General features: G+C 58.2%; 21 protein-coding genes and 1 tRNA gene. 9 read left to right on the top strand and 13 right to left on the bottom strand.

Annotated elements, in window-relative coordinates; translation table 11 throughout:
• Positions 1–68: 68 nt before the first annotated feature.
• The gene (gene thrH, locus ACCC96_RS27510; protein WP_413697456.1) at positions 69–686 is read right to left on the bottom strand and encodes a bifunctional phosphoserine phosphatase/homoserine phosphotransferase ThrH; all 618 of its coding nucleotides are present in this window, start codon (positions 684–686) and stop codon (positions 69–71) included.
• Positions 687–857: 171 nt separating this feature from the next.
• On the opposite strand from thrH, the gene ACCC96_RS27515 reads away from it, so the two are divergent.
• From ACCC96_RS27515 to ACCC96_RS27525, 3 genes are all read left to right on the top strand, one after another.
• On the top strand, positions 858–1,598 hold the full coding sequence (locus ACCC96_RS27515) for a phosphoadenylyl-sulfate reductase (protein WP_007942164.1): 741 nt from the start codon (positions 858–860) through the stop codon (positions 1,596–1,598).
• Positions 1,599–2,103: 505 nt separating this feature from the next.
• Positions 2,104–3,645, top strand: a complete 1,542-nt coding sequence (locus ACCC96_RS27520) for an NCS1 family nucleobase:cation symporter-1 (protein ID WP_019648251.1) — start codon at positions 2,104–2,106, stop codon at positions 3,643–3,645.
• A gap of 57 nt (positions 3,646–3,702) precedes the next feature.
• Positions 3,703–4,431 (top strand): aspartate/glutamate racemase family protein, encoded by a 729-nt coding sequence (locus ACCC96_RS27525; protein ID WP_413697457.1) that lies wholly within the window; start codon positions 3,703–3,705, stop codon positions 4,429–4,431.
• 107 nt (positions 4,432–4,538) lie between these two features.
• On the opposite strand, the gene ACCC96_RS27530 is transcribed toward ACCC96_RS27525, so the two are convergent.
• Complete coding sequence (locus ACCC96_RS27530) at positions 4,539–5,462, bottom strand: LysR family transcriptional regulator (protein ID WP_413697458.1); 924 nt, start codon at positions 5,460–5,462, stop codon at positions 4,539–4,541.
• A gap of 124 nt (positions 5,463–5,586) precedes the next feature.
• Here ACCC96_RS27530 and ACCC96_RS27535 point away from each other — a divergent pair, with 124 nt between their 5' ends.
• Positions 5,587–6,333: a 3-oxoacyl-ACP reductase family protein gene (locus ACCC96_RS27535; protein ID WP_018925243.1), complete on the top strand. Its 747-nt coding sequence runs from the start codon at positions 5,587–5,589 to the stop codon at positions 6,331–6,333.
• 76 nt (positions 6,334–6,409) lie between these two features.
• Here the strand turns inward: ACCC96_RS27535 and ACCC96_RS27540 are convergent, their stop codons facing one another.
• Positions 6,410–7,105, bottom strand: a complete 696-nt coding sequence (locus ACCC96_RS27540) for an HAD-IA family hydrolase (protein ID WP_413697459.1) — start codon at positions 7,103–7,105, stop codon at positions 6,410–6,412.
• Between the two features lie 262 nt (positions 7,106–7,367).
• On the opposite strand from ACCC96_RS27540, the gene ACCC96_RS27545 reads away from it, so the two are divergent.
• Positions 7,368–12,245 (top strand): RHS repeat-associated core domain-containing protein, encoded by a 4,878-nt coding sequence (locus ACCC96_RS27545; protein ID WP_413697460.1) that lies wholly within the window; start codon positions 7,368–7,370, stop codon positions 12,243–12,245.
• Positions 12,242–12,637 carry a hypothetical protein gene (locus ACCC96_RS27550; protein WP_258670254.1) on the top strand — a complete coding sequence of 132 codons (396 nt, stop codon included), beginning with the start codon at positions 12,242–12,244 and terminating at the stop codon, positions 12,635–12,637. Before ACCC96_RS27545 ends, ACCC96_RS27550 begins: the two co-directional genes overlap by 4 nt.
• A 496-nt stretch (positions 12,638–13,133) precedes the next feature.
• On the opposite strand, the gene ACCC96_RS27555 is transcribed toward ACCC96_RS27550, so the two are convergent.
• The 8 genes from ACCC96_RS27555 to ACCC96_RS27590 all read right to left on the bottom strand — a co-directional run bounded on the left by ACCC96_RS27555 (position 13,134) and on the right by ACCC96_RS27590 (position 16,431).
• Positions 13,134–13,349, bottom strand: coding sequence for a hypothetical protein (locus ACCC96_RS27555; RefSeq protein WP_018925239.1), 216 nt, complete (start codon positions 13,347–13,349; stop codon positions 13,134–13,136).
• A 104-nt stretch (positions 13,350–13,453) separates the two neighbouring features.
• On the bottom strand, positions 13,454–13,624 hold the full coding sequence (locus tag ACCC96_RS27560; protein WP_007940775.1) for a hypothetical protein: 171 nt from the start codon (positions 13,622–13,624) through the stop codon (positions 13,454–13,456).
• A gap of 127 nt (positions 13,625–13,751) precedes the next feature.
• Positions 13,752–14,177, bottom strand: a complete 426-nt coding sequence (locus tag ACCC96_RS27565) for a glycine zipper domain-containing protein (protein WP_026345711.1) — start codon at positions 14,175–14,177, stop codon at positions 13,752–13,754.
• A gap of 193 nt (positions 14,178–14,370) precedes the next feature.
• Positions 14,371–14,736 (bottom strand): glycine zipper domain-containing protein, encoded by a 366-nt coding sequence (locus ACCC96_RS27570; RefSeq protein WP_019648242.1) that lies wholly within the window; start codon positions 14,734–14,736, stop codon positions 14,371–14,373.
• Positions 14,737–15,083: 347 nt separating this feature from the next.
• Positions 15,084–15,278 (bottom strand): hypothetical protein, encoded by a 195-nt coding sequence (locus ACCC96_RS27575; RefSeq protein ID WP_007940781.1) that lies wholly within the window; start codon positions 15,276–15,278, stop codon positions 15,084–15,086.
• Positions 15,279–15,426: 148 nt separating this feature from the next.
• Positions 15,427–15,747, bottom strand: coding sequence for a YbjQ family protein (locus tag ACCC96_RS27580; protein ID WP_019648241.1), 321 nt, complete (start codon positions 15,745–15,747; stop codon positions 15,427–15,429).
• 96 nt (positions 15,748–15,843) lie between these two features.
• Complete coding sequence (locus tag ACCC96_RS27585; protein ID WP_007940783.1) at positions 15,844–16,026, bottom strand: hypothetical protein; 183 nt, start codon at positions 16,024–16,026, stop codon at positions 15,844–15,846.
• 315 nt (positions 16,027–16,341) lie between these two features.
• Positions 16,342–16,431 (bottom strand) — tRNA-Ser (locus tag ACCC96_RS27590).
• A gap of 308 nt (positions 16,432–16,739) precedes the next feature.
• Here ACCC96_RS27590 and ACCC96_RS27595 point away from each other — a divergent pair.
• From ACCC96_RS27595 to ACCC96_RS27605, 3 genes are all read left to right on the top strand, one after another.
• A complete protein-coding gene (locus tag ACCC96_RS27595) occupies positions 16,740–17,429 on the top strand; it encodes a crotonase/enoyl-CoA hydratase family protein (RefSeq protein WP_413697461.1) in 690 nt (229 codons plus the stop codon).
• Between the two features lie 213 nt (positions 17,430–17,642).
• Positions 17,643–18,365, top strand: coding sequence for a 1-acylglycerol-3-phosphate O-acyltransferase (locus ACCC96_RS27600; RefSeq protein ID WP_018925219.1), 723 nt, complete (start codon positions 17,643–17,645; stop codon positions 18,363–18,365).
• Between the two features lie 146 nt (positions 18,366–18,511).
• Positions 18,512–19,483, top strand: a complete 972-nt coding sequence (locus tag ACCC96_RS27605) for a magnesium and cobalt transport protein CorA (RefSeq protein ID WP_018925218.1) — start codon at positions 18,512–18,514, stop codon at positions 19,481–19,483.
• Between the two features lie 84 nt (positions 19,484–19,567).
• On the opposite strand, the gene ACCC96_RS27610 is transcribed toward ACCC96_RS27605, so the two are convergent.
• Together ACCC96_RS27610 and ACCC96_RS27615 are read right to left on the bottom strand one after the other, a co-directional pair.
• A complete protein-coding gene (locus ACCC96_RS27610; RefSeq protein WP_413697462.1) occupies positions 19,568–20,302 on the bottom strand; it encodes an amidotransferase in 735 nt (244 codons plus the stop codon).
• A 108-nt stretch (positions 20,303–20,410) separates the two neighbouring features.
• Complete coding sequence (locus tag ACCC96_RS27615) at positions 20,411–22,555, bottom strand: 3-hydroxyacyl-CoA dehydrogenase NAD-binding domain-containing protein (RefSeq protein ID WP_413697463.1); 2,145 nt, start codon at positions 22,553–22,555, stop codon at positions 20,411–20,413.
• Between the last annotated feature and the right edge of the window lie 7 nt (positions 22,556–22,562).

Consider the following 22,562-nt stretch of genomic DNA (forward strand, 5'->3'; position numbering starts at 1 on the left):
CTTTTGATCTTGTTTTAAAAGCAAAATCAAAAGATCGCAGCCTGCGGCAGCTCCTACAGGGATCGGGTTTACAGGTTCAGATTGCGGTTCGAGGCCTTAATGAACTCCTGCTTCAACTCGGCAAAGCTGTGCACCGCCGGGAACTGCGGGAACTCGCGAATCACATTGTCCGGCGCATGGAACAGAATCCCGGCATCCGCCTCGCCCAGCATCGTCGTGTCGTTGTAGGAATCCCCCGCCGCGATCACTCGGTAGTAGAGGCTCTTGAACGCCAAAACCGACTGACGCTTGGGATCTTTCTGACGCAACTGATAGCCCGTGACCCGACCGGCATCGTCAGTAATCAGACGATGGCAAAGCAACGTCGGGAAGCCCAGTTGACGCATCAGCGGCTGGGAAAACTCGTAAAAGGTGTCCGACAAAATCACCACCTGAAAACGCTCACGCAGCCAGTCGACAAATTCGCTGGCGCCTTCCAGAGGCTTGAGCGTGGCAATCACTTCCTGGATATCAGATAGCTTCAGGCCGTGCTCGTCGAGAATCCGCAGGCGCTGCTTCATCAACACGTCGTAGTCGGGAATGTCCCGAGTGGTGGCCCGGAGGGACTCGATCCCGGTTTTTTCGGCAAAGGCGATCCAGATTTCCGGGACCAGCACACCTTCAAGATCCAGACAGGCAATTTCCACAAGACACTCCCATTAGTATTATTTATGAGTCGAGCGAGCAAAAGGACTGCCGAACTCTAGCGACTCGCCCCCCTCCGTGCAACGCAGAGGACGCGCCAGCCACCGCAGGATTTTGTTACCATCGACGCATATAGAGCGCCCAGCGCCACCGACCTGTAGGAAGCCGCCCTGATGAGCCCATCGTTCGATGTCGTGGAACTCGCCACGACCTATGCCAACAAATCCGCCCAGGACATCCTGAAACTCGCGTTTGCCGAGTTCGGCGATGACCTGTGGATATCTTTCAGCGGCGCCGAGGATGTGGTGCTGGTGGACATGGCCTGGAAGCTGAACAAGAACGTCAAAGTGTTCAGCCTCGACACCGGCCGCTTGCACCCCGAGACCTACCGCTTCATCGAGCAGGTGCGCGAGCACTACAAGATCGATATCGAAGTGGTGTCGCCGGACTACAGCAAGCTCGAACCTTTCGTGAAGGAAAAGGGCCTGTTCAGTTTCTACAAGGATGGCCATGGCGAATGCTGCGGCATTCGCAAGATCGAGCCGCTGCGTCGCAAACTGTCTGGCGTGACCGCCTGGGCCACCGGCCAGCGTCGGGACCAGAGCCCGGGCACACGCAGCGCCGTCGCGGTGCTGGAAATCGACACCGCGTTTTCCACCCCGGAACGTACCCTGTACAAGTTCAACCCGTTGGCACAGATGACCAGCGAAGAGATCTGGGGTTACATCCGCATGCTGGAGCTGCCGTACAACAGCCTGCATGAACGCGGATTCATCAGCATTGGTTGCGAGCCTTGCACCCGTCCGGTGCTGCCGAACCAGCATGAGCGCGAAGGTCGTTGGTGGTGGGAAGAAGCCACGCAGAAAGAATGCGGGCTGCATGCCGGGAACATCATCAGCAAGTCCAAAGCTTAAAAGATCGCAGCCCGTAGCAGCTCCTGCAGGAGCTGGCGAAGCCTGTGATGGTTTTACTTTAAAAAAGTGTACACAGAAATGTCACCATAAGTGCCATATCTGTGTGCACTTTTAGTTTCAGTGCCCCAAAAAGTTACATTCCCCTGTCCTGACTTCCTCAGTCGAACACTCCGACAAAACCCCGCCCAAAATAAATACCTGTTCAATCGGTCAATTTATATCGTCTTTTTTTCAACTACTTATCTTCATTCAATAACAAAACGAAATTAGCCTTAAATTTTATAGATCACCGACTGGCACATATCTGGCTTAAGTGAACACATGTTTTGTATACAATAAATACAAAAACATACACACACTTTAGATCCGCAAGCCTGAAGCGCCCTATCCCGTACAGGCTGCAGATGCCCCGTAACCAATGATGCTCTCCCACCCGCGACGAAGATTTGTCGAGCCCACGCTCATGCACAGTCATCGCGGCAACGAGCTTCAGGAGCCTGCCGGAATGCGTACTAGCCTCCCCAATAACAATATTGCGCTGGATCTGCCCTCTCCTCTTTCTACCTCCGTGATTCACGATCAAACGTTTCAACCACCCGTCGTGCTCAGCCCCCGCCTGCACAACAAGGACCTCGCGCCGACCAAGGCCGAAGGTCGGCGCTGGGGCCGTTACAGCATCTTTGCCCTGTGGACAAACGATGTGCACAACATTGCCAACTACTCCTTTGCCATTGGCTTGTATGCACTGGGCCTGAGCGGCTGGCAGATTCTGCTGTCCCTGGGAATCGGTGCGGCGCTGGTGTATTGCTTCATGAACCTTTCCGGTTACATGGGCCAGAAAACCGGGGTGCCGTTTCCGGTGATCAGCCGGATCAGTTTCGGCATCCATGGCGCGCAGATTCCTGCATTGATTCGCGCCGTTATCGCCATTGCCTGGTTCGGAATTCAGACGTATCTGGCGTCAGTGGTCTTTCGCGTATTGCTGACGGCGGTGCATCCCGGACTCGCCGATTACGACCACAATTCGATACTCGGGCTGTCGAGCCTGGGCTGGGTGTGTTTCGTGGCGATCTGGTTCGTGCAGTTGGCGATCCTGGCCTATGGCATGGAAATGGTGCGACGCTACGAGGCGTTTGCCGGCCCGGTGATTTTGTTGACCGTCGCCGCCCTCGCCGGCTGGATGTACTTCCAGGCCAACGCCACCATCGCCTGGTCGATTCGTGAACCGCTGAGTGGCGGTGAGATGTGGCGCAATATCTTTGCCGGCGGCGCCTTGTGGCTGTCGATCTACGGCACGCTAATCCTGAATTTCTGCGACTTCGCCCGCTCTTCTCCCTGCCGCAAGACCATCCGGGTCGGAAATTTCTGGGGCCTGCCCGTCAACATTCTGGTATTCGCCGGGATCACCGTCCTGCTGTGCGGGGCGCAATTTCAGATCAATGGCCGGATCATCGAAAGCCCGACCGAGATCATCGCGTCGATTCCCAATACCTTCTTTCTGGTACTCGGTTGCCTGGCGTTCCTGATTGTCACCGTGGCAGTGAACATCATGGCCAACTTCGTGGCCCCGGCCTTTGTCCTGAGCAATCTGGCGCCCAAATACCTGACCTTCCGCCGCGCCGGGCTGATCAGCGCGACCATCGCGGTGCTGATCCTGCCGTGGAACCTCTACAACAGCCCGCTGGTGATCGTGTATTTCCTGTCTGGCCTCGGCGCCCTGCTCGGCCCGTTGTACGGGGTGATCATGGTCGACTACTGGCAGGTACGAAAAGGCCGGATCAACGTGCCGCAGTTGTACAGCGAAGATCCCGATGGCGATTATTACTACAGCCGTGGGGTTAATTTGCGCGCCGTGGCGGCGTTCATTCCGGCAGCCTTGATCGCCATTGTCCTGGCCCTGGTGCCAGGTTTCGACAGTGTCTCGCCATTCTCCTGGCTGATTGGCGCCGGGATCGCCGGGATGCTCTACCTGATCATCGCCAAACGACAGCCTTACTACGCCGATGTCAGCGGTGAAGCCATCGCGGTCGATAACGTCAGCCATTAATCCTCTTGGCGGCCCGGTGACATCGGGCCGCAAACCACCTTGCTATAAGGACCTCCCATGCGAATTCTCGTGGTCAACGTCAACACCACCGAATCCATTACCCAGGCCATCGCCCGCCAAGCGCAGTCCGTGGCCGCGCCCGGCACGGAAATCATCGGCCTGACCCCGCATTTCGGCGCCGACTCGATTGAAGGCAATTTCGAAAGCTACCTGGCCGCCATCGCCGTGATGGACCGGGTCATGTCCTACGATCAGCCCTTCGATGCGGTAATCCAGGCCGGCTACGGCGAGCACGGCCGCGAAGGTTTGCAGGAGTTGCTCAACGTGCCGGTGGTGGACATCACCGATGCCGGTGCCAGCACCGCGATGTTCCTCGGCCATGCCTATTCGGTGGTCACCACCCTCGACCGCACCGTGCCGCTGATCGAGGATCGCCTCAAACTCTCCGGGCTCTGGGATCGTTGTGCGTCGGTGCGGGCCAGTGGGTTGGCGGTGCTGGAGCTGGAGTCCGACCCAGAACGTGCGCTGGAGGCGATTGTCCGCCAGGCGGAACTGGCGGTGAGCGAGGACAAGGCCGAGGTAATTTGCCTGGGCTGTGGCGGCATGGCCGGGCTGGATGAACAGATTCGTCAGCGCACCGGCGTACCGGTGGTGGATGGCGTGATGGCAGCGGTGACCATTGCCGAATCACTGGTGCGGTTGGGGTTGTCGACGTCGAAAGTACGGACGTATGCGACGCCGCGGCCGAAGACCATTATTGGTTGGCCTGGGCAGTTTGGGCGGTAGACCGCGTTATCGATCTTCGCGGGCAAGCCTCGCTCTCACAGGCTTTTGCATCATTCCGTGGGAGCGTGGCTTGCCCGCGATGGCCTCCCCTCGGTCCCAAGCCGGGCTCAAACTGCACTGAACCGCTGCCCCAACCCCTGCTCGGCAAACTGTTCAATGATGAAGTCGACAAACGCCCGGGTCTTGCCCGGCAGCAGTTTGTGCTCGGCGTAATAGATGGAGATATTGCCATCGTCGACGTACCAGTCGGGCAACACCCGCTGCAAGGTCCCGGCGTCCAGATAGCCCACGGCGAACGGCATGCTCACCAATGCAATGCCCAAATCCTGGGTCGCCGCAGCGCAGGCCGCTTCCGAATCGCTCATGGTCATTCGCGCCTTGAGCGTCAGCGGGCTGTGTTGCCGGTTGCGACAGGTCAATTGCCAGGAACGCACGCGCCCCGTCTGCGGCGACCGTATCAGGATGCCATCGTGGCGCTGGAGGTCGTCGGGTTCGACGATCGCCTCGTGCATTGCCAGATACTTGGTTGAAGCCACCAGCACTCGATGGGCGGGCGTCAGCTTGCGCGCCACCACGCCCTGGGGCAGGTCGAATCCACCACCAATCGCCGCATCGAACCCCTGGCCGATCAGGTCGACCTGACGGTTATCGAAATGCCAGTCAGGGTTGATCGCTGGAAAGCGCCGCAAAAACTCTCCGAGCAACGGCACGATGTACAAGCGCCCGAACACCGTGCCCATGCTGACCTTCAGCGTTCCCGCCGGACGTCCTTCGGCGCTGGCCAGGTTGGCCACGGCATTCTGGATCGTGTGCAGGCTGGCGCTGACTTCGCCGAGAAACAGCTGGCCGGCCTCGGTCAGCGTCAGGCTTCGCGTGCTGCGCTGGAACAGACGCACACCGAGCCGCGCCTCCAGCTTGGCGACGCTCTTGCCCACCGCAGCAGGCGTCAGGCTCAAGCGCCGCGCAGCCTCGGCGAAGCTGCCGACCTCAGCGCTGCGCACGAAGCATTCGATACTGCTGAAGGTTTCCATAAGCGCCACTATAAACTTCTGGTTTACACAGACTATAGCAATCACGGTCTACCCGCCGGGTAATGCGAAGCCGATACTCGACTCCGACAACAAGGCAGCCTGCCTTGAACTTCTGGAGATCGACATGACCACTCAACACCTCAGCGGTAAAGTAGCTCTGATTCAAGGCGGTTCACGCGGTATCGGTGCTGCCATCGTCAAACGCCTGGCCGCAGAAGGCGCAGCCGTCGCCTTCACCTATGTCAGCTCTACCGCCAAAGCCGAAGACCTGCAAAACAGCATCATCTCCGCCGGCGGCAAAGCCCTGGCCATCAAGGCCGACAGCGCCGATGCCGTTGCTATTCGCAATGCCGTCAACGCCACCGTCGAGACCTTCGGCCGCCTGGACATCCTGGTCAACAACGCAGGCGTCCTGGCCGTCGCACCGCTGGAGGACTTCAAACTCGAAGACTTCGACCAGACCCTGGCCATCAACGTACGCAGCGTGTTCATCGCCACCCAGGAAGCCGCCCGCCACATGACCGAAGGCGGTCGCATCATCAACATCGGCAGCACCAATGCCGAGCGCATGCCTTTCGCCGGTGGCGGCCCGTACGCCATGAGCAAATCGGCGCTGGTCGGCCTGACCAAAGGCCTGGCTCGCGACCTTGGCCCGCGGGGTATCACCGTCAACAACGTGCAACCAGGCCCGGTCGACACTGACATGAACCCCGCCAGCGGCGACTTCGCTGATAGCCTGATCCCGCTGATGGCCGTGGGTCGTTACGGCAACGTGGAAGAAATCGCCAGCTTCGTCGCTTATCTCGCAGGTCCCGAAGCTGGCTACATCACCGGTGCCAGCCTGACCATCGACGGTGGTTTCGGCGCCTGATACACCGCTCGACTGACACAAAAAAACGCCGGCAATCGATTGCCGGCGTTTTTTTGTGTCAGAGATTATCGAATGATCACGCCCATTCAAGCGCCGGCAAGCCACATGCGCTGGGCTTGAACGCCTTCAACGTACGAAGAATTCCGTCGGCGTGTGCGTATTTTTCGTCGGCCATCGCCGCATCCGGGACCGCAATCGCCGTCATTCCTGCCGCTTTGGCTGCAGTGACGCCGAACGGCGAATCCTCGAATACCAGGCAATCCCGGGGCGCGACCCCAAGACGTCGTGCCGCCGTCAGGAAAATATCCGGCGCCGGTTTCGCCGCCCCCACTTCCGGGTCATCAGCGGTGACAATGAAGTCAAACAGCGCGAACCAGTCGCGGTGCAAAGTGGTTTTCTGACCAAACGACTGACGCGAAGAACTGGTGCCCACCGCGATTGGAATGTTATTGGCCTTCAAGTGCCGAACCAGCTCCTCTGCGCCGGGCATCGCCAGCGCTGTCGGAAAACGCTCGCGCATCAGCGGCTCGCGGACCACCAGGAACTCTTCGGCGGTGATCGGCAAGTCCAGCGCCTCGACCACATAGCGCGCCAGATCTCCCGCGCCACGGCCAATGATGTTCTGTTTGACGCTCCAGTCGAAGGTCCGCCCATAACGCTCGGCAATGATGGACGTGACCTCGGTGTAAATGCCCTCGGTGTCCAGCAGCAAACCGTCCATATCGAAAATCACGGCCTTGATCGGACCGAACTCATCCAAGGGTGCACTCATCGCATCTGATCCGTTTTCTCATGACATCCCAGGACGGCTCAGGTACGGCCGGATCCGTGATGGATTAAAGGGTTCAGCAGCATAGCGAGCGCGATTGGTCGAGAGCAACGGGCAATGCCTGGCGGATACAAAATCCTCTGCCGAGGGCGCCGTGATGATTTAGCGATTTCCCCTACACCAAACACCTCCTTTCCCGACTTCTTTCCTTTTTGATCCCCCGCAAAGTCTCTCGCTCCACATTGATCAGCGCGAGGGATTGCGAATGTTCGAACCTGACAAGGTCCTGGCCTTGAACAACGCCATCGGTCTGCTGGTGGTCGCCGCCATGAACCCCGAGCAGCCGAACATCGAAGCGCTGCTCGGTGATTTCCGACTCTGCCTCAACGACTACGAGGCCTGGGCGGAAAACTTTTGGACCGCTGGGGCGCTGAACGTCGAGCAAGTGTTCAAGGTCGGCAACGAAGTCCGGCTCAGCGCACCGAAGGACTCCACCGCGCCTGTCAGTTCGACACTCGCCATGTGCCCTGCCAGCGGTCCGTTGACCCTGGTGCATATTTTTGAAGCCGCGCGTTTCGTGCCAATCGGCGATACGCCGGTGATGCTCGAGCCGGTTATCTCCCAGCACAACGGTGAGCTCACGTTCGGTGAGCCCGTCCACGCAACCATCGGCCCCAGCGGCATTCTCGAAATCCCCGAATGTTGGCGCGGCCATCGCTATCGCATCACCTTCTTTCCCAATGTTTCCACTGAACACGTTAAAGCACTCTACGCCTCCTATCAGGGAGTGATCGGCGAGCTGGAAGGCTGGTTGCGCAACGAATGGAGGAGCGAATTCGAGCCTTTATGGGCAGATTTTTCCAAAGCTGGTTTCACCCAACGCTACGGCCTGCTGCAACAGGCTGACTGGCACGGTTTCGAGCGTTCGCTGCACGGCTTGTGGGATGACGTGAAGCAGGTCTACGCCCTGGTGGCGGACCTGCAAGGCAGCAGCGAACAACTCCTTGAGTACCTGACACAAGGCGAGCTTGAGACGCTGCTGAACGCTTCGGCTGAAACCATTGCCAATGTGTTGCTGATGCTGAGCGATGAGCCGTTGATGTTCATCCATCTCGCCGCCTTCACCAGTTGGCTGAGGATGTTGCCGCCGCAGTACATCGCCGAAGTCGTGGCACAAGTTCGTACGGAAATATTAATCAGCTTCCTGCTGGTGCGTCTCACAGGTCCTACGGGCCTGAAGCTCGGCATGAGCGCCAAAGTGCTGGACAAGATCAAGTCCCATCGGGCTCGACAATGGTTGGCGACTGCCAGTTTTCGACTGGCCGAACTGACGGCCAAATCCGATCTGACAGCCCACGCTGGCGTCCTCAAACCGCTCGTGGTCAGCGCGCGCAATGCACCGCTGAGACCTGCACCGACGGTTCCACTGCAGATCAGCGCCGGCAACTCACCGGCTGTGCAGGTGAACAATCCGCTCGCCATTGCCCGCGACAAGTCTGCAGCCAAGACCCGGTTGGGCCGTCACGAACCCCACGACGACGCACCGAATCAAGCGAAAAATCCCAATGGCGACAGCGCCGATTGCGCGGCACTGACCTGCACCAACGGCTGTCCTGTGTCGATGGTCAGCGGCGAAGAACTGCTGACCCTGACCGACGGTGCGCTGGACGGGGTGCTGCCGTTTGCCTTCACCCGGTTGTACCGCACCAGCGCGGTGGAGATCGATTGCGGGCTGGGCTGGGGGTGGAGCCATTCGCTGGCGCAGCGGTTGGAGCTGGGCGTTGAACAGGTTGTCTGGATCGACCATGAAAACCGCCGCACCACGTTCCCGCTGCCGAGCAACGAACGCCCGGCGATCCACAACAGCCTTTCGCGCGCGGCGATTTATCTCGGTGATGACCCCGAGGAATTGATTCTCGCGCTGGCCGGCAAGACGAGCCGGTTCTACCACTTTCACAACGGTCGACTGACGGCGATCAGTGACGCCTACAACAACCGCCTGCGCATCACTCGCGACCGACAGGAGCGTATTCAACGCCTCGACAACGGTGCCGGTCGTTCGCTGCTGTTGTGCTACGAGCGCAGGCACCTCATCGCCGTCGAATACCAGTCGTTTCACCCCAGCGATGACTTGGGTGAAGCCTGGCGTACAGAGCAAACACTGGCTTTCTACCGCTACGACGCCCGCCAGCGCTTGATCGAAGCGACCAATACCGCCGGGGAAAGCGAGCGTTACGACTACGACGACAACCACGTCATTTTGCAGCGGCAGCTGGCCGGTGGCGCGAGTTTCTTCTGGGAGTGGGAACGGTCTGGCAAGTCGGCGCGCTGCGTGCGGCACTGGGCGTCGTTTGCGCAGATGGATGCTCGTTATGTCTGGGACGACCAAGGCAGCGTCATCGTCCGGAACATCGACGGCAGCGAAGAGGTTTACGTCCACGACGACCGGGCGCGGCTGGTGCGCCGGGTCGAGCTGGACGGCGGCGAACAGCTCAAGGCCTACGACAAGCAGGGCCGGTTGATCGCCGAGCAGGATCCGCTGGGGGCTGTCACCGAATACCGTTATGACGAAGTCGGACGGTTGGTGGCACTGATTCCGCCGCAAGTCGAGCCAACGGCCTACGAGTATCGCAACGGTTTCCTGCATGCGCGTTATCGCGGCCAAGCGGTGTGGAAATACCAGCGCAATGCTCAGGGCGACGTCACCGAGGCGACCGATCCCGACGGCCAGGTCACCCACTATCACTACGACGAACAAGGCCGGCTGCTGTCGATCCGCTACCCGGACACCAGTCGCCATGTATTCGTCTGGAATGCCTTGGGGCAGTTGCTCGAAGAGACCTTGCCGGACGGTGGGCAGCGGCGGTTTTCCTACGATGCGCTGGGGCGGCAGATTACCCGTCAGGACGAACACGGTGCCGTTACCCAGTACCAATGGGATGCCGTCGGCCGACTGATCCAGACGACGCTGCCTACCGGGGCCGTGCGCGGGTTCAGCTACAACGCCTACGGCAAGATCACCGCCGAACGCGATGAACTGGGCCGCGTCACCCGCTACGAATACGCCGACGACCTGCACTTGGTCAGCCGCCGGATCAACCCCGACGGCACCCAGCTCCAGTACCGCTACGACAATGCGCAGCTGCTGCTGACGGAAATCGAAAACGAATCCGGCGAAAAATATCAGCTGGACTACACATCCAGCGGCTTGATCCGACAGGAAACCGGCTTCGACGGCCGCCGCACTGCCTACGTCTACGACCTCAACGGTCATCTGCTGGAAAAAACCGAGTTCGGCGATGACGGCTCGCAGTTGGTCACTGGCTATCAACGGGATTCGGCCGGACGGTTGCTGGTCAAAACGTTGCCCGACGGCATCCAGGTCGAATACCGCTACGACTCGTTGGGCCGGCTGACCAGCGTCGACGACGGCCACGATCATCCGCTGGAATTCGAGTACGACCAGCAGGACCGCCTGATCACCGAACATCAGGGCTGGGGCACCTTGCGTTATGGCTACGACGCCTGCGGCCAGCTCAACCGCCTGCGCCTGCCGGACGGCAGCAAACTCGACTACCGCCACGCCAAGGGCGGTGCGCTGACGGCCATCGACCTCAATGGCGCACGACTGACCTCGCATACGTTCCTCGCCGGTCGCGAACAAAACCGCCAACAGGGTTTGCTGCTCAGTGAATATGCCTACGACGACCAGGGCCGTCTGAAGGCCCACGCTGTCGGCCAGCACCAACATCCGCTCTACCGCCGCGACTATGCCTACAGCCTCAATGGCAACCTCGACAGCATCGCCGACACCCGCCATGGCCAGCGCAGCTATCAGTACGACCCGCTCAATCGCCTGATCCGCGTGCGCCACTCCCGCGACCAACAGCCGGAAAGCTACGCCCACGACCCAGCCGGCAACCTGCTGATGCAGGACCGCCCCGGCCCGACGACCGTCAAAGGCAATCGCCTGTTGATACAGGGCGATCGCCACTTCGACTACGACACCTTCGGCAACCTGATCCGCGAGCGCCGTGGCACCGGGCAGAAACTCGTCACCGAATACCGCTACGACTGCCAGCATCGGCTGGTCGGCGTCACTACGCCGGACGGTCGTTATTCAAGTTATCGCTACGACGCCTTCGGCCGCCGCATCGCCAAAACCGTCGACGGCAAAACCACCGAGTTTTTCTGGCAAGGCGACCACCTCGTTGCCGAACACAGCCAGGACCACCATCGCAGCTACGTCTACGAACCCGGCACCTTCCGCCCGCTGGCCATGCTCGACGGCAAAGGCCCGAGAAAAGCCTGTCCGTTCTTCTACCAACTCGACCACCTCGGCACCCCGCAAGAACTCACGGACTACAGTGGCGACATCATCTGGGCCGCCCGATACACCGCCTATGGCCGCCTCACCCGCCTCAACCGCGACACCCACCAAGTCCTCGATCAACCGCTGCGCTTTCAAGGGCAGTATTTCGACGCGGAAACCGGCCTGCATTACAACCGGCATCGCTACTACAATCCGGATGTCGGACGGTACCTGACGCCGGACCCGAGCAAGTTGGCGGGCGGGTTAAACGGCTATCAGTACACGCGCAATCCGGCGGGTTGGGTTGATCCGTTGGGGTTGAGTGAGTGCCCTGGGGGGGATGGATGTAAGAAGCCGTCGTTTGGGGATGAGGATCCGGCGGGTAAGGCGGGGGTTGATGAGGGGGAACCAAAAACTCCCTCCCCCAAAAGAGAAGAGGATTACTTATATCGCGGGGACGAGCGAGAGCCTGATGATGTATTTCAAAATGGTTTTAGAAGCAAAGGAAAAAGCAATGATTTATTGCTCCACTCTATAGACAGTGAAAATCCACCCAGTAATTTTATCAGCACATCACCGTCGCGAAATGTTGGCAAGCTTTTCGCCACTGGATATCACACAAAAGTAGGTTACCTCTATACTCTTCAAAAAATAGATGGGTATGACTTACAAAAAGAGCTTGGACAAGCTTATCTTTTCGGACCAGAAAAAGAGATAGCCATAGCTAACCGTATAGAGAATGTCGACGTACTTGGCGCAACGCTAATCATAGATGACGGCAGAGAGCTCGGCTATTCCATACCAAATCCGTACAGGAAAATAAAAAAATGATATCAAAGGTTGAAATCACCATAAGCATTGACGGCATAAAGGAAGTCGCCAACCTTATATGCGACAACAAAGAAACAACCATAACTTTCACAATGAAAAATGGCTTTAACAAAAAATATTCGGACAGTGACTTTTATAGATGCTTCGCACGTGTCCGAGAGGACAATCCCAATATACAATTTCTCTGTAAGGGATCAAAAATCAACGTGCATCCTTCCAGCATGTCATCACAAATGTCTCTTGGGTTGAAAGCATATGAACTGACATTGGGTAAAGCGTCGTCACTCACCGATGTAGTTTATATTTTTGATTATGATGAGAGCAATCTAACAAACGATCCAAATGAACAGCGATCTTTCTACAGATGCTGGATTGAATCAGAAAAGATCTAACCATCAAAAGCCCGGTTCACGTCCGGGCTAAATCAGCTTAAGGAACCCTAACCTCCCGCGCTATCATCTGTCCTATCCGTCCCAATACTCCCAGAACCACCTGATCCTCCAGACCCATTTCCAGAACCACTCCCCATCGAACTTCCACCACTCACCGACCCGCTGCCCTTCCCCGAGTCGATGCTCCTCCCGTTGGTATCACCACCATTCCCACCACCAAGGGTGTCCGGTAGCAGCGCCTTCCCATCCGAGGTACCTGCATTCATTTCCGAGTAGGGCGGCATCCCCCCCTTATCGACCGGTGCGTCGCGACCAGTAGATTGAGCAAACGCCGCCAATGAACTGATCGACAATAAGCCGACCATCGTAAGCGCCATCCATTTTGACCTGATCATGGTGCATCTCCTTTAAAGAGTGCTTTACCTGATCTCTGGTGGTGATCGCTTTTTAAAGGTGCCGTGCTATCGACAAGCGGCGATGCACCACCGCGCAGGCTTCAGCTCGGTTCGCCCGAGGCGTCATCACCGGCAATGTCCGGGTCTTCCGGGTCGGCTTCCACATTCCCGCGCCTCACATCATCGGCGGGCACCTGTTCCACAGCGGTGTCGTCATCGTCGGGCGGGCGCTGGTCGCGGCGCAGCGAATTGGTGGGCGAAGGCAGCGGATATTCGGGGGTATCGTCGATATCGGAGTCTTTCGGATCAGCGTTCATAACGCACCTCTCAATGGACCTGAAAAGCAGATCCTTGCCTTTCGAGGCCAACACGACAGACACAGTTCGATCAGAGGGATCAATCGGTCGGGCCAACCGCTAAATCACTCGTCATCTTCCTCGTCATACTCATCATTCTCCAGGTTGCCCACATCGCCCGCGTCATCGGCATCGTTGAGCGGCACCGTGGCGTCGTCCATCAGAGACCCCGGATCTTCGTTGCCGGGATCGTTGATCGGGCCTTCTTCTTCCTTGTCTTCGGTTTCCGGAGTCATGGCATGCCTCACAACGTTCAGGGTTATATAAAGTTCGAGAGGTCCTACGGCCAATCGTTCCAGCGTCCTACCGATAGAAACGAAAAACCCGGCACTCGGCCGGGTTTTACTTTAACTCGATATCGAGTTAGTGATGCTTGTACTTATTTTTATGCTTGTGTTTGTAGTAGCCACCACCGGAATGCGAACTGCCGCGGTCATCACCCATGCTGCTGCCCACCGCGCCACCGGCTGCGCCGCCCAGGCCTGCGCCAATGGCCGAACCAGTGGAGCCACCCAGGCTGTTGCCGATCACCGAACCGCCCGCCGCGCCGAGACCACCGCCAACGGCCGCTTCTGTGCGACTGCCCTTGCGCGCACCGACCGCACTGCCTGCCGCACCGCCGACGCCAGCGCCCACCGCGGCCCCGGTGCTGCCGCCCAACTGCCCGCCGACTACGTTGCCTAAAACACCGCCAAGACCACCGCCGACTGCAGCGTCACCGTTGCCGCCCGCCATTGCGCCCTGAGCGACCAAAAGCCCCAAAAACACCGTGGACAATGTCAAACGCATGAAACGCATGATATGCACCTCTAATTTCCGCATTGGGGGAAGAAACGTGCCGCGGATAGGCATCAGCCTGCATCTGGGTCTGTTATACAGAAAACCAATACCGACTGTATGAGATTTGAGCCACATGATGCAGAAACGTTCCAAAACGAAAAAGCCCGGCATTGAGCCGGGCTTTTTCAGCTGACCTTCAGGATCAATGACGCTTTTTGGACAGGTTGCTGCCTACGCCGCCGCCCAATGCGCCACCCAGGCCTGCGCCGATGGTGGAGCCGTTCTTGCCGCCCAAGCTGTTACCGATTATCGAACCGCCCGCCGCGCCAACACCGCCGCCGATGGCCGCTTTGGTGCGGCTGCCTTTACGTGCGGCAACAGCGCTGCCGGCTGCACCCGCTACGCCAGCACCAATCGCTGCGCCAGTGCTGCCGCCCATTTTCTGGCCAACAACATTACCCAACGCACCACCCAGACCACCACCGAGCGCGGCCGTGCCGTCGCCGGCAGCCATCGCACCTTGAGCAACCAAAAGGCCCAGAACTAGAGCAGGCAGTGTCAAACGCATAACAAGAACCTCAAAAAAGTGGAAACCGAAAGGCCGGAGATTGAATGCTTTAGCGGAGGGAAAGTCCAGACACAAAACCAGAACAACCTCGCCATTGGCGACGGTTGGACAGCGTTTATGCAAAAGGTTTTATGACAGGCAAAAAAAAGCCCGCTGGGGAGACGGGCCAGGGTACTGCTTTCTAACGGATGAGTTGAGCCTACGTAGGCCGGTGTGAAAAGTTTGTGAAAAAAATACCAGTGCTCGCAAAGTTGTAGGACATTTCTCAGCATTGCCACCGAGCCACGTTTCCCGCCCTTCAGAAACAAGAAACCCCGCTCAATGGCGGGGTTCGTGCTGTTATCGGTTTACTTCCTGGAGGGCGCCCCCAGCTTGGGCATAAATTTCGATTTCGGCCCTCGGGTCCGAGGCACTGCAGATTTGATTTTGTTGATTTTGATACGGTCTTCGCCGAAGCTCGGCACATAGTCCGTCTGACCACACTGCACGCAATCATTGATTGGAAACTCTGCACCGTCGTCTTCGATATACGGCTCAGCCATATCTTCGCTCCTCTCAAAACGGGTCGATACCGGCAAGCCCTTTTTGCCTGAAAAATATCGACCACCCTGGTTTTTGAGACTAGCCGGTCATTCCCAGACTTGTGATTCAGATCGTTACATGCCCGACGAATGGCCAGTACCGAGCGACCTACCTCAGCTTGACCGCCGTCCCGGTCACAAACACCACCACCATCCCACCCTTGCCGGCCGGCATGCTGATCTCATAATCGAGCCCCACCACCGCATCCGCCTGAAGCGCCCGCGCCCGCTCCTTGATCTCCTCGGTCGCCTGAACCCGCGCCTCCTTCAATGCCCGCTCCAACGTCTGAGAACGCCCACCGAAAAAATCCCGCATCCCGGCGAACATGTCGCGAATCACGTTAACGCCCTGCACCGACTCGGCGCTGACGATGTCCAGGTAGGCGGTGATTTGTCGACCTTCGATGGTGTGAGTTGTGGTGGTGATCATGAGATGTCCTTCTTCATAGAAGCGCGCATTATTCCTCGGTAACCAGGTGATGAAAACAAAAAGCCCGGCACCTGTTGAGCTTGGGATAACGATGGGTCAGAGCAGCTTGATCAACACCGCAGTGACAGTCGCCACCGTACCGATCAAGCCAGTCGCAACAGCTACCGGATACCAAAAAGTTTCACGGGTCATCTTGCCCGCTTCGGCATTCAGCTTGCGCTGCTCAGCCATCAGCTTGACGATTTCCACGTGAACCTTCTCCAACTCCGCCTGCTTCATGGTGAATTCCTGCATAACCTGCGTGCGTCCGTTCCGGATAATGGGGCGCGTCGTGTGCACTGCCCTTTGGGTCATTTTGTACCTTAAAGGCGCAAAACGAATACCCCCTCCCGATGCGGCTCATGCGAGGTGCCAAAACCTATGAAAGCCCCCAAACCATATGGCTTTCCAGCATTGCTTCCCACACGCCTATCCATCGTCCTACATCAATTTCGGAAGCGCCTTCGCTGATACCGCCATGCATAAAATCCAGACGCCAGAAACCACAAAACCCCTGACTTCTCTCGAAATCAGGGGTTTTGTGTATATCGAATTTGGCGGTGAAGGAGAGATTCGAACTCTCGATACAGTTTCCTGTATACACACTTTCCAGGCGTGCTCCTTAAGCCACTCGGACACTTCACCGTATCTCGTCAAACTTATTCAGTCTGTCGAGGCGCGCTAATGTAGTCGAAAGCTTTTCTGATGGCAAACATTTTTTTCAGAATTTTCATGCGCTTAACGCGATTAGCGCTTTGGGGGCGTTCAAGGGCATGGCAAACCTGCCAATCTCCGGCTTCGCCTCCCCTTCTATATAGAAGCCAATGCACGATGGGCGGGGCGGACAATGCCTGGAGGGCCGGAAAAGGGTGACTGGCGGGTCAGTCACGGCGCTTTACCTGGCCTACAGCGGTGGGTAACGTCTGCCCTACTTTATTAGAAGGATTGGCGTCATGAGTGAGTTGATTTCCTACCATCTCGAAGACGGTATCGCGACCCTGACCTTGAGCAATGGCAAGGTCAATGCCATCTCTCCAGACGTGATTGTCGCGTTTAACGCTGCGCTGGATCGGGCGGTAGCGGATCGGGCGGTGGTGATCATTACCGGTCAGCCGGGGATTTTGTCGGGTGGTTATGACTTGAAGGTGATGACGGCCGGCCCTAACGAGGCCATGGCGCTGGTGGCTGCGGGTTCGACCCTGGCTCGTCGCCTGTTGTCGCATCCGTTCCCGGTGGTCGTGGCGTGTCCTGGGCATGCGGTGGCCAAGGGTGCGTTTCTTCTGTTGTCGGCTGACTACCGCATCGGTGTCGATGGCCCGTTCAGCATTGGCCTGAACGAAGTGCAGATCGGCATGACCATGCACCATGCCGGTATCGAACTGGCCCGTGATCGTCTGCGCAAGTCGGCGTTCCATCGCGCGGTGATCAATGCCGAGATGTTCAACCCACAAAGCGCCGTGGATGCCGGTTTCCTCGATAGGGTGGTGTCGGCCGAAGAGCTGCAAGGCGCAGCGCTGGAGGCGGCTCGTCAGTTGAAGAAGCTCAACATGATCGCCCACAGAAACACCAAGTTGAAAACGCGCAAGGCGCTGCTGGAGACGCTGGACAACGCGATCATCCTGGATCAGGAGCACATGGGCTAAGCCCGAACGCGTTGCACCGAAAAGCCCGACCGTCGTGTCGGGCTTTTTCTTGGGTGTCTGGTTTAAAACCTTACAGCCGCTCTAGGCCGCATCTGACCCACAAGTCGGAAACATGCGCTAAAAAATCGGCTATCTCCCACTTCTATAGCGGCAATTGCCGAAAACAGTGCACATCCGTACACTGCGCCACCTTTTGTCCCGGTGGGCCTTTAAATGCTGTTTGTGTTTCGTATGTTATTGATGGGCCTGCACTTTATTCTGGCCGGTGTGCTCGGAGTGATTCTCGGGCTGTGCCGCCCGTTCAATCCGGACAACAGCCGTTTGTGCGCCCGTCTGTATGCGTGGCCGGCAATGTGTATTTTGCGTTTACGGGTGAAGGCCGATGTCGGGCCGTTGATGGATAAACCCGACAGCTGCGTGATCATCGCCAACCACCAGTCCAACTACGATCTGTTTGTGTTCGGCAACGTGGTGCCCCGCCGCACCGTGTGCATCGGCAAGAAGAGCCTGAAGTGGGTGCCGCTGTTCGGGCAGTTGTTCTGGCTGGCGGGCAATGTGTTGATCGATCGCGGCAATGCGCACAAGGCACGCCAGTCGATGCTGACCACCACGCACACCTTGCAGAATGAAGACACCTCGATCTGGGTCTTCCCCGAGGGCACCCGCAACTTGGGTGAAGAGCTGCTGCCGTTCAAGAAAGGCGCGTTCCAGATGGCGATTGCCGCCGGCGTGCCAATCGTGCCGGTGTGTGTCAGCAGTTACGTCAAACACATGCGATTGAACCGCTGGCGCAGTGGGAAAATTCTGATCCGTTCGTTACCGGCAATTCCTACGGCTGGATTGAGTCTGGATGACATGCCGATGTTGATCGCCCAGTGCCGCGAACAGATGCGTGAGTGCATCGACTCGATGGATCGGCAACTGCAAGCCGCCTGAATGAAACCCGCCCTGTGCGGGTTTTCTTTTGCCTGCGAACTCTACCGATTTTGCTGACTCTCAAGCAGTAGACAAGGTTAAGCTGAAACCTGCCTGGCACCGCCAGTCTTTACCAATAGAAAGCGACCGATAAGAAGTGAATCATCATGGGTAGAGTCGTTGCTGCTGCGGTTTACAGCGCTGGTAAGAAAGTCACCAACATCACCCTCGACGAAGGCGCTGCCTGGGCTGCCAAGCCTGGCCACTTTGTGTGGATTGGCCTCGAAGAGCCCAATGCGCAGGAGCTGTTCAACCTGCAACGCCAGTTCAACCTGCACGAACTGGCCATCGAAGACGCCCTGGAAAAACACAGTCGACCGAAGCTGGAAACGTTCGGCGATGCGCTGTTCATCGTCACGTATTCGCCGATCCGCCATGAAGGCAAATTGCAGTTCATCGAGACGCATATCTTCGCCGGCAAGGGTTACATCATTACCGCGCGCAATGGTCATTCGGCGTCCTACGCCCATGTCCGACAGCGCTGTGAGGCGCGCCCGCTGTTGCTGGAGCATGGGGAAGATTTCGTACTTTATGCCATCCTCGATTTCGTGATTGAAAACTACCAGCCGATGGGCGAAGCGATTCATGCCGAGATCGATGAGCTGGAGAGCAATGTCCTCTGCGGTTCCCTGAACGAACGCGACATTCAGAAACTGCACGGCCTGCGCCGCGATGTATTGCGCTTGCGCCGGTACGCGGCACCGATGGTGGAGATCGGTGAGGAACTGCAAAAGCTGAGCTTTCCGTTTATCGACAAAAATATGCGCCCGTATTTCCGCGATGTGCAGATTCATGTCACGCGGCAGCTGGAAGACCTGACGACCCTGGCGGACATTGCCAGCCAGACCATCGAGGTCGGGGTGTTGCTGGAAGCGTCACGCCAGAGCGTGGTGCAGCGCAAGTTTGCGGCATGGGCGGCGATTCTGGCATTCCCGACCGCGGTGGCCGGGATCTATGGGATGAACTTCCAGAACATGCCGGAGTTGAGCTGGCATTACGGGTATTTCGCGGTGCTGGGGTTTATCACCGTTGGGTGCGTCGGTTTGTGGGCGAGCTTCAAAAAGTCTGGGTGGTTATAGTCGGAACCGAGGCGTCTGCACAATTCGCGGGCAGCCTCGCTCCTACAGGGTTATCCGTAGGAGCGAGGCTTGCCCGCGAAGCTTTTAAGGCTTGACCGACTCACCCTCAGGCTTGTGCGCCACAAACCGCATCATCCACTCTGCGACGGTAGTGCCGTGATGCTCGTGTTCAAGACTCGCCATACCTTGCGAATAAATCTGCTCGCCCAGCGCCTCCTGGCGGATATCCAGCAGCGCCTTTGAGTAATCGTGAATGAACTCCGGATGCCCCTGGAAGCACAGCACCTGATCGTTGATGTGGTACGCGGCGAACGGGCAGAAATCGCTAGAAGCAATCACTGTAGCGTTTTCCGGCAACGCGGTGACCTGATCCTGGTGACTGATCAGCAACGTCAGTTCTTCCCTCACCGGGCTCATCCACGGCGCCTTGGCCGCGAGTTTGTATTTGTGGGTGCCGACGCCCCAGCCCTGGGTCGCCCGCTCGCTCTTGCCGCCCAACAGCAGCGCCAACAGTTGATGACCGAAGCACACGCCCAACAGTTTGTCGCCACGTTCGTAGCGCGTCAGCAGGTACGTCTTGAGGGTTTGAATCCACGGGTCAGTGCCGAAGGAGTCGGCCTTGCTGCCGGTGACCAGATACGCATCGAAGGTCAGGTCATCGCTGGGATAATCGCCCTGCATCACGTTGTATACGCTGAATTCGGCCGCGATGGGTTGCTGAGAAAACAGACGCTGGAACATCTGCCCGTAACCCTGATATTGATCGACCAGTTCCGGACGCAGGATGTCGGTTTCCAGAATGCAGATGCGTAGCGACATAAAAAATACCTGACACATGGTGGGAATAATGCACACCCCAGAGCCTGCCTTGAAACACGGTGGCAAGGCAAGCCCCGGAAGGCGTCATCGGTCCCTTAGAACGCCTCCTCAGAACAGCGCGTCCTTGGCGGCTTTCTCCAGCAACAGCGCAGGCGGCGTGAAGCGTTCGCCATATTGCTCGGCCAGGTACTGGGCGCGGGCAACAAAATCTTTCACGCCGTACTGGTTGATGAATTGCAGCGCACCGCCGGTCCAGGCCGCGAAGCCGATGCCGAAGATCGAGCCGACGTTGGCATCCGCCGTCGAGGTCAGCACGCCCTCCTCCACACAGCGCACGGTTTCGATGGCCTGGATGAACAGCAGTCGATCACGCACATCCTTAGGCGAAATCTGCCCGTCAGCTTTCTCGAAGCGGGTTTTCAGCTCCGGCCACAAATGTTTCTGCCCGGCGGCCGGGTAATCGTAGAAACCACCTCCAGCGGCCTTGCCCGGACGCTTGAATTCCTTGAGCAGCAAGTCAATCACGGCGAACGCCGGGTGCTCAATCAGCGGTTTCCCTTCCGCTTGCAGGTCTTTGGCAGTTTGCTGACGGATATGGCTCATGAGGCTGAGGGAAACTTCGTCAGAGATCGCCAGAGGCCCGACAGGCATGCCGGCCTTGCGCGCTTCGGTCTCGATCATCGGCGCACTCACCCCTTCGCCAAGCATCGCGATGCCTTCGTTGGTGAAGGTACCGAACACACGCGACGTGAAGAAGCCGCGACTGTCGTTCACCACAATCGGAGTTTTCTTGATTTGCAGGACGAAATCGAACCCGCGAGCCAGGGTTTCGTCGCTGGTATGGACGCCTTTGATGATTTCCACCAACGGCATTTTCTCCACGGGACTGAAGAAATGCAGGCCGATGAATTTGCTCTGGTCCGGCACGGCGGTGGCCAGGCCGCTGATCGGCAAGGTCGAGGTATTGGAGGCAATCACCGCGTCCGGGCCGACGACGGTTTGCGCTGCCGATGAAACTCTGGCTTTAAGCTCGCGATCTTCAAACACCGCTTCGATGATCAAATCGCAACCGGCCAGGTCCGCATCATTTTCGGTGGTATGGATTCGCGTCAGAATCGCCTCGCGCTGCTCCCGACTCAATTGGCCGCGCGCAACCTTCTTGTCCAGCAACGCCGCCGAGTGGGCCTTGCCCTTCTCTGCCGCAGCGAAGTTGATGTCTTTGAGCACCACATCGATACCGGCCGAGGCGCTGACAAACGCGATGCCCGCGCCCATCATCCCGGCGCCGAGCACGCCGACTTTTTTCGTCACGTAAGGCGCTATGCCCTGAGGTCGCGAACCGCCGGCATTGATCTCATTCAGCTGGAACCAAAAGGTACCGATGAGGTTTTTCGACACCTGGCCCGTAGTCAGTTCGGTGAAGTAGCGGGTTTCGATCAGATGCGCGGTGTCGAAATCCACCTGGGCGCCCTCCACGGCAGCGCAGAGGATTTTCTCCGGCGCGGGCAGGCAGCCTTGGGTTTTGCTGCGCAGGATCGACGGCGTGATGGCCAGCATCTGCATGACCTTCGGATCCGACGGCGTACCGCCAGGGATCTGATAACCCTTCACGTCCCAACGCTGCACAGCCACCGGGTGCGCGACAATCCACGCCCGCGCCTTGGCCATCAGTTCATCGTGATCGGCGGCCAACTCGTCGATCAACCGCGCTTGCAGCGCCTGTTGTGGGCGGATTTTCTTACCTTCCAGCAGATACGGCAGAGCTTTTTCGATGCCAAGCATGCGCACCATGCGCACCACCCCGCCGCCGCCCGGCAACAGGCCGAGGGTGACTTCCGGCAGGCCAAGCAGCACCGACGGGTTGTCGAGCGCCACACGGTGATGGCAGGCCAGGCAGATTTCCCAACCGCCGCCGAGCGCCGCACCGTTAATGGCGGCAACCACCGGTTTACCGAGGGTTTCCAGGGTGCGCAACTGGCCCTTGAGGGTCAGCACCATGTTGTAAAAGGCTTGGGCTTCGAGCTTGCCGACCTTGATCAGTTCATTGAGGTCGCCACCGGCGAAGAAGGTTTTCTTGGCCGAGGTGATGATCACGCCGGCAATCGCATCCTTGTCGGCGACCAGGCGCTCGACACAGGTGGCCATGGCCTCGCGGTAGACCGCGTTCATGGTGTTGGCGCTCTGGCCCGGCATGTCGATGGTCAGGACGACGATCCGGTCCTGGCCCTTTTCGTAACGAATGGCTTGGGTCATGGCAATT

The organism is Pseudomonas sp. Pseusp11 (genome assembly GCF_047304405.1).
Lineage (GTDB): Bacteria > Pseudomonadota > Gammaproteobacteria > Pseudomonadales > Pseudomonadaceae > Aquipseudomonas.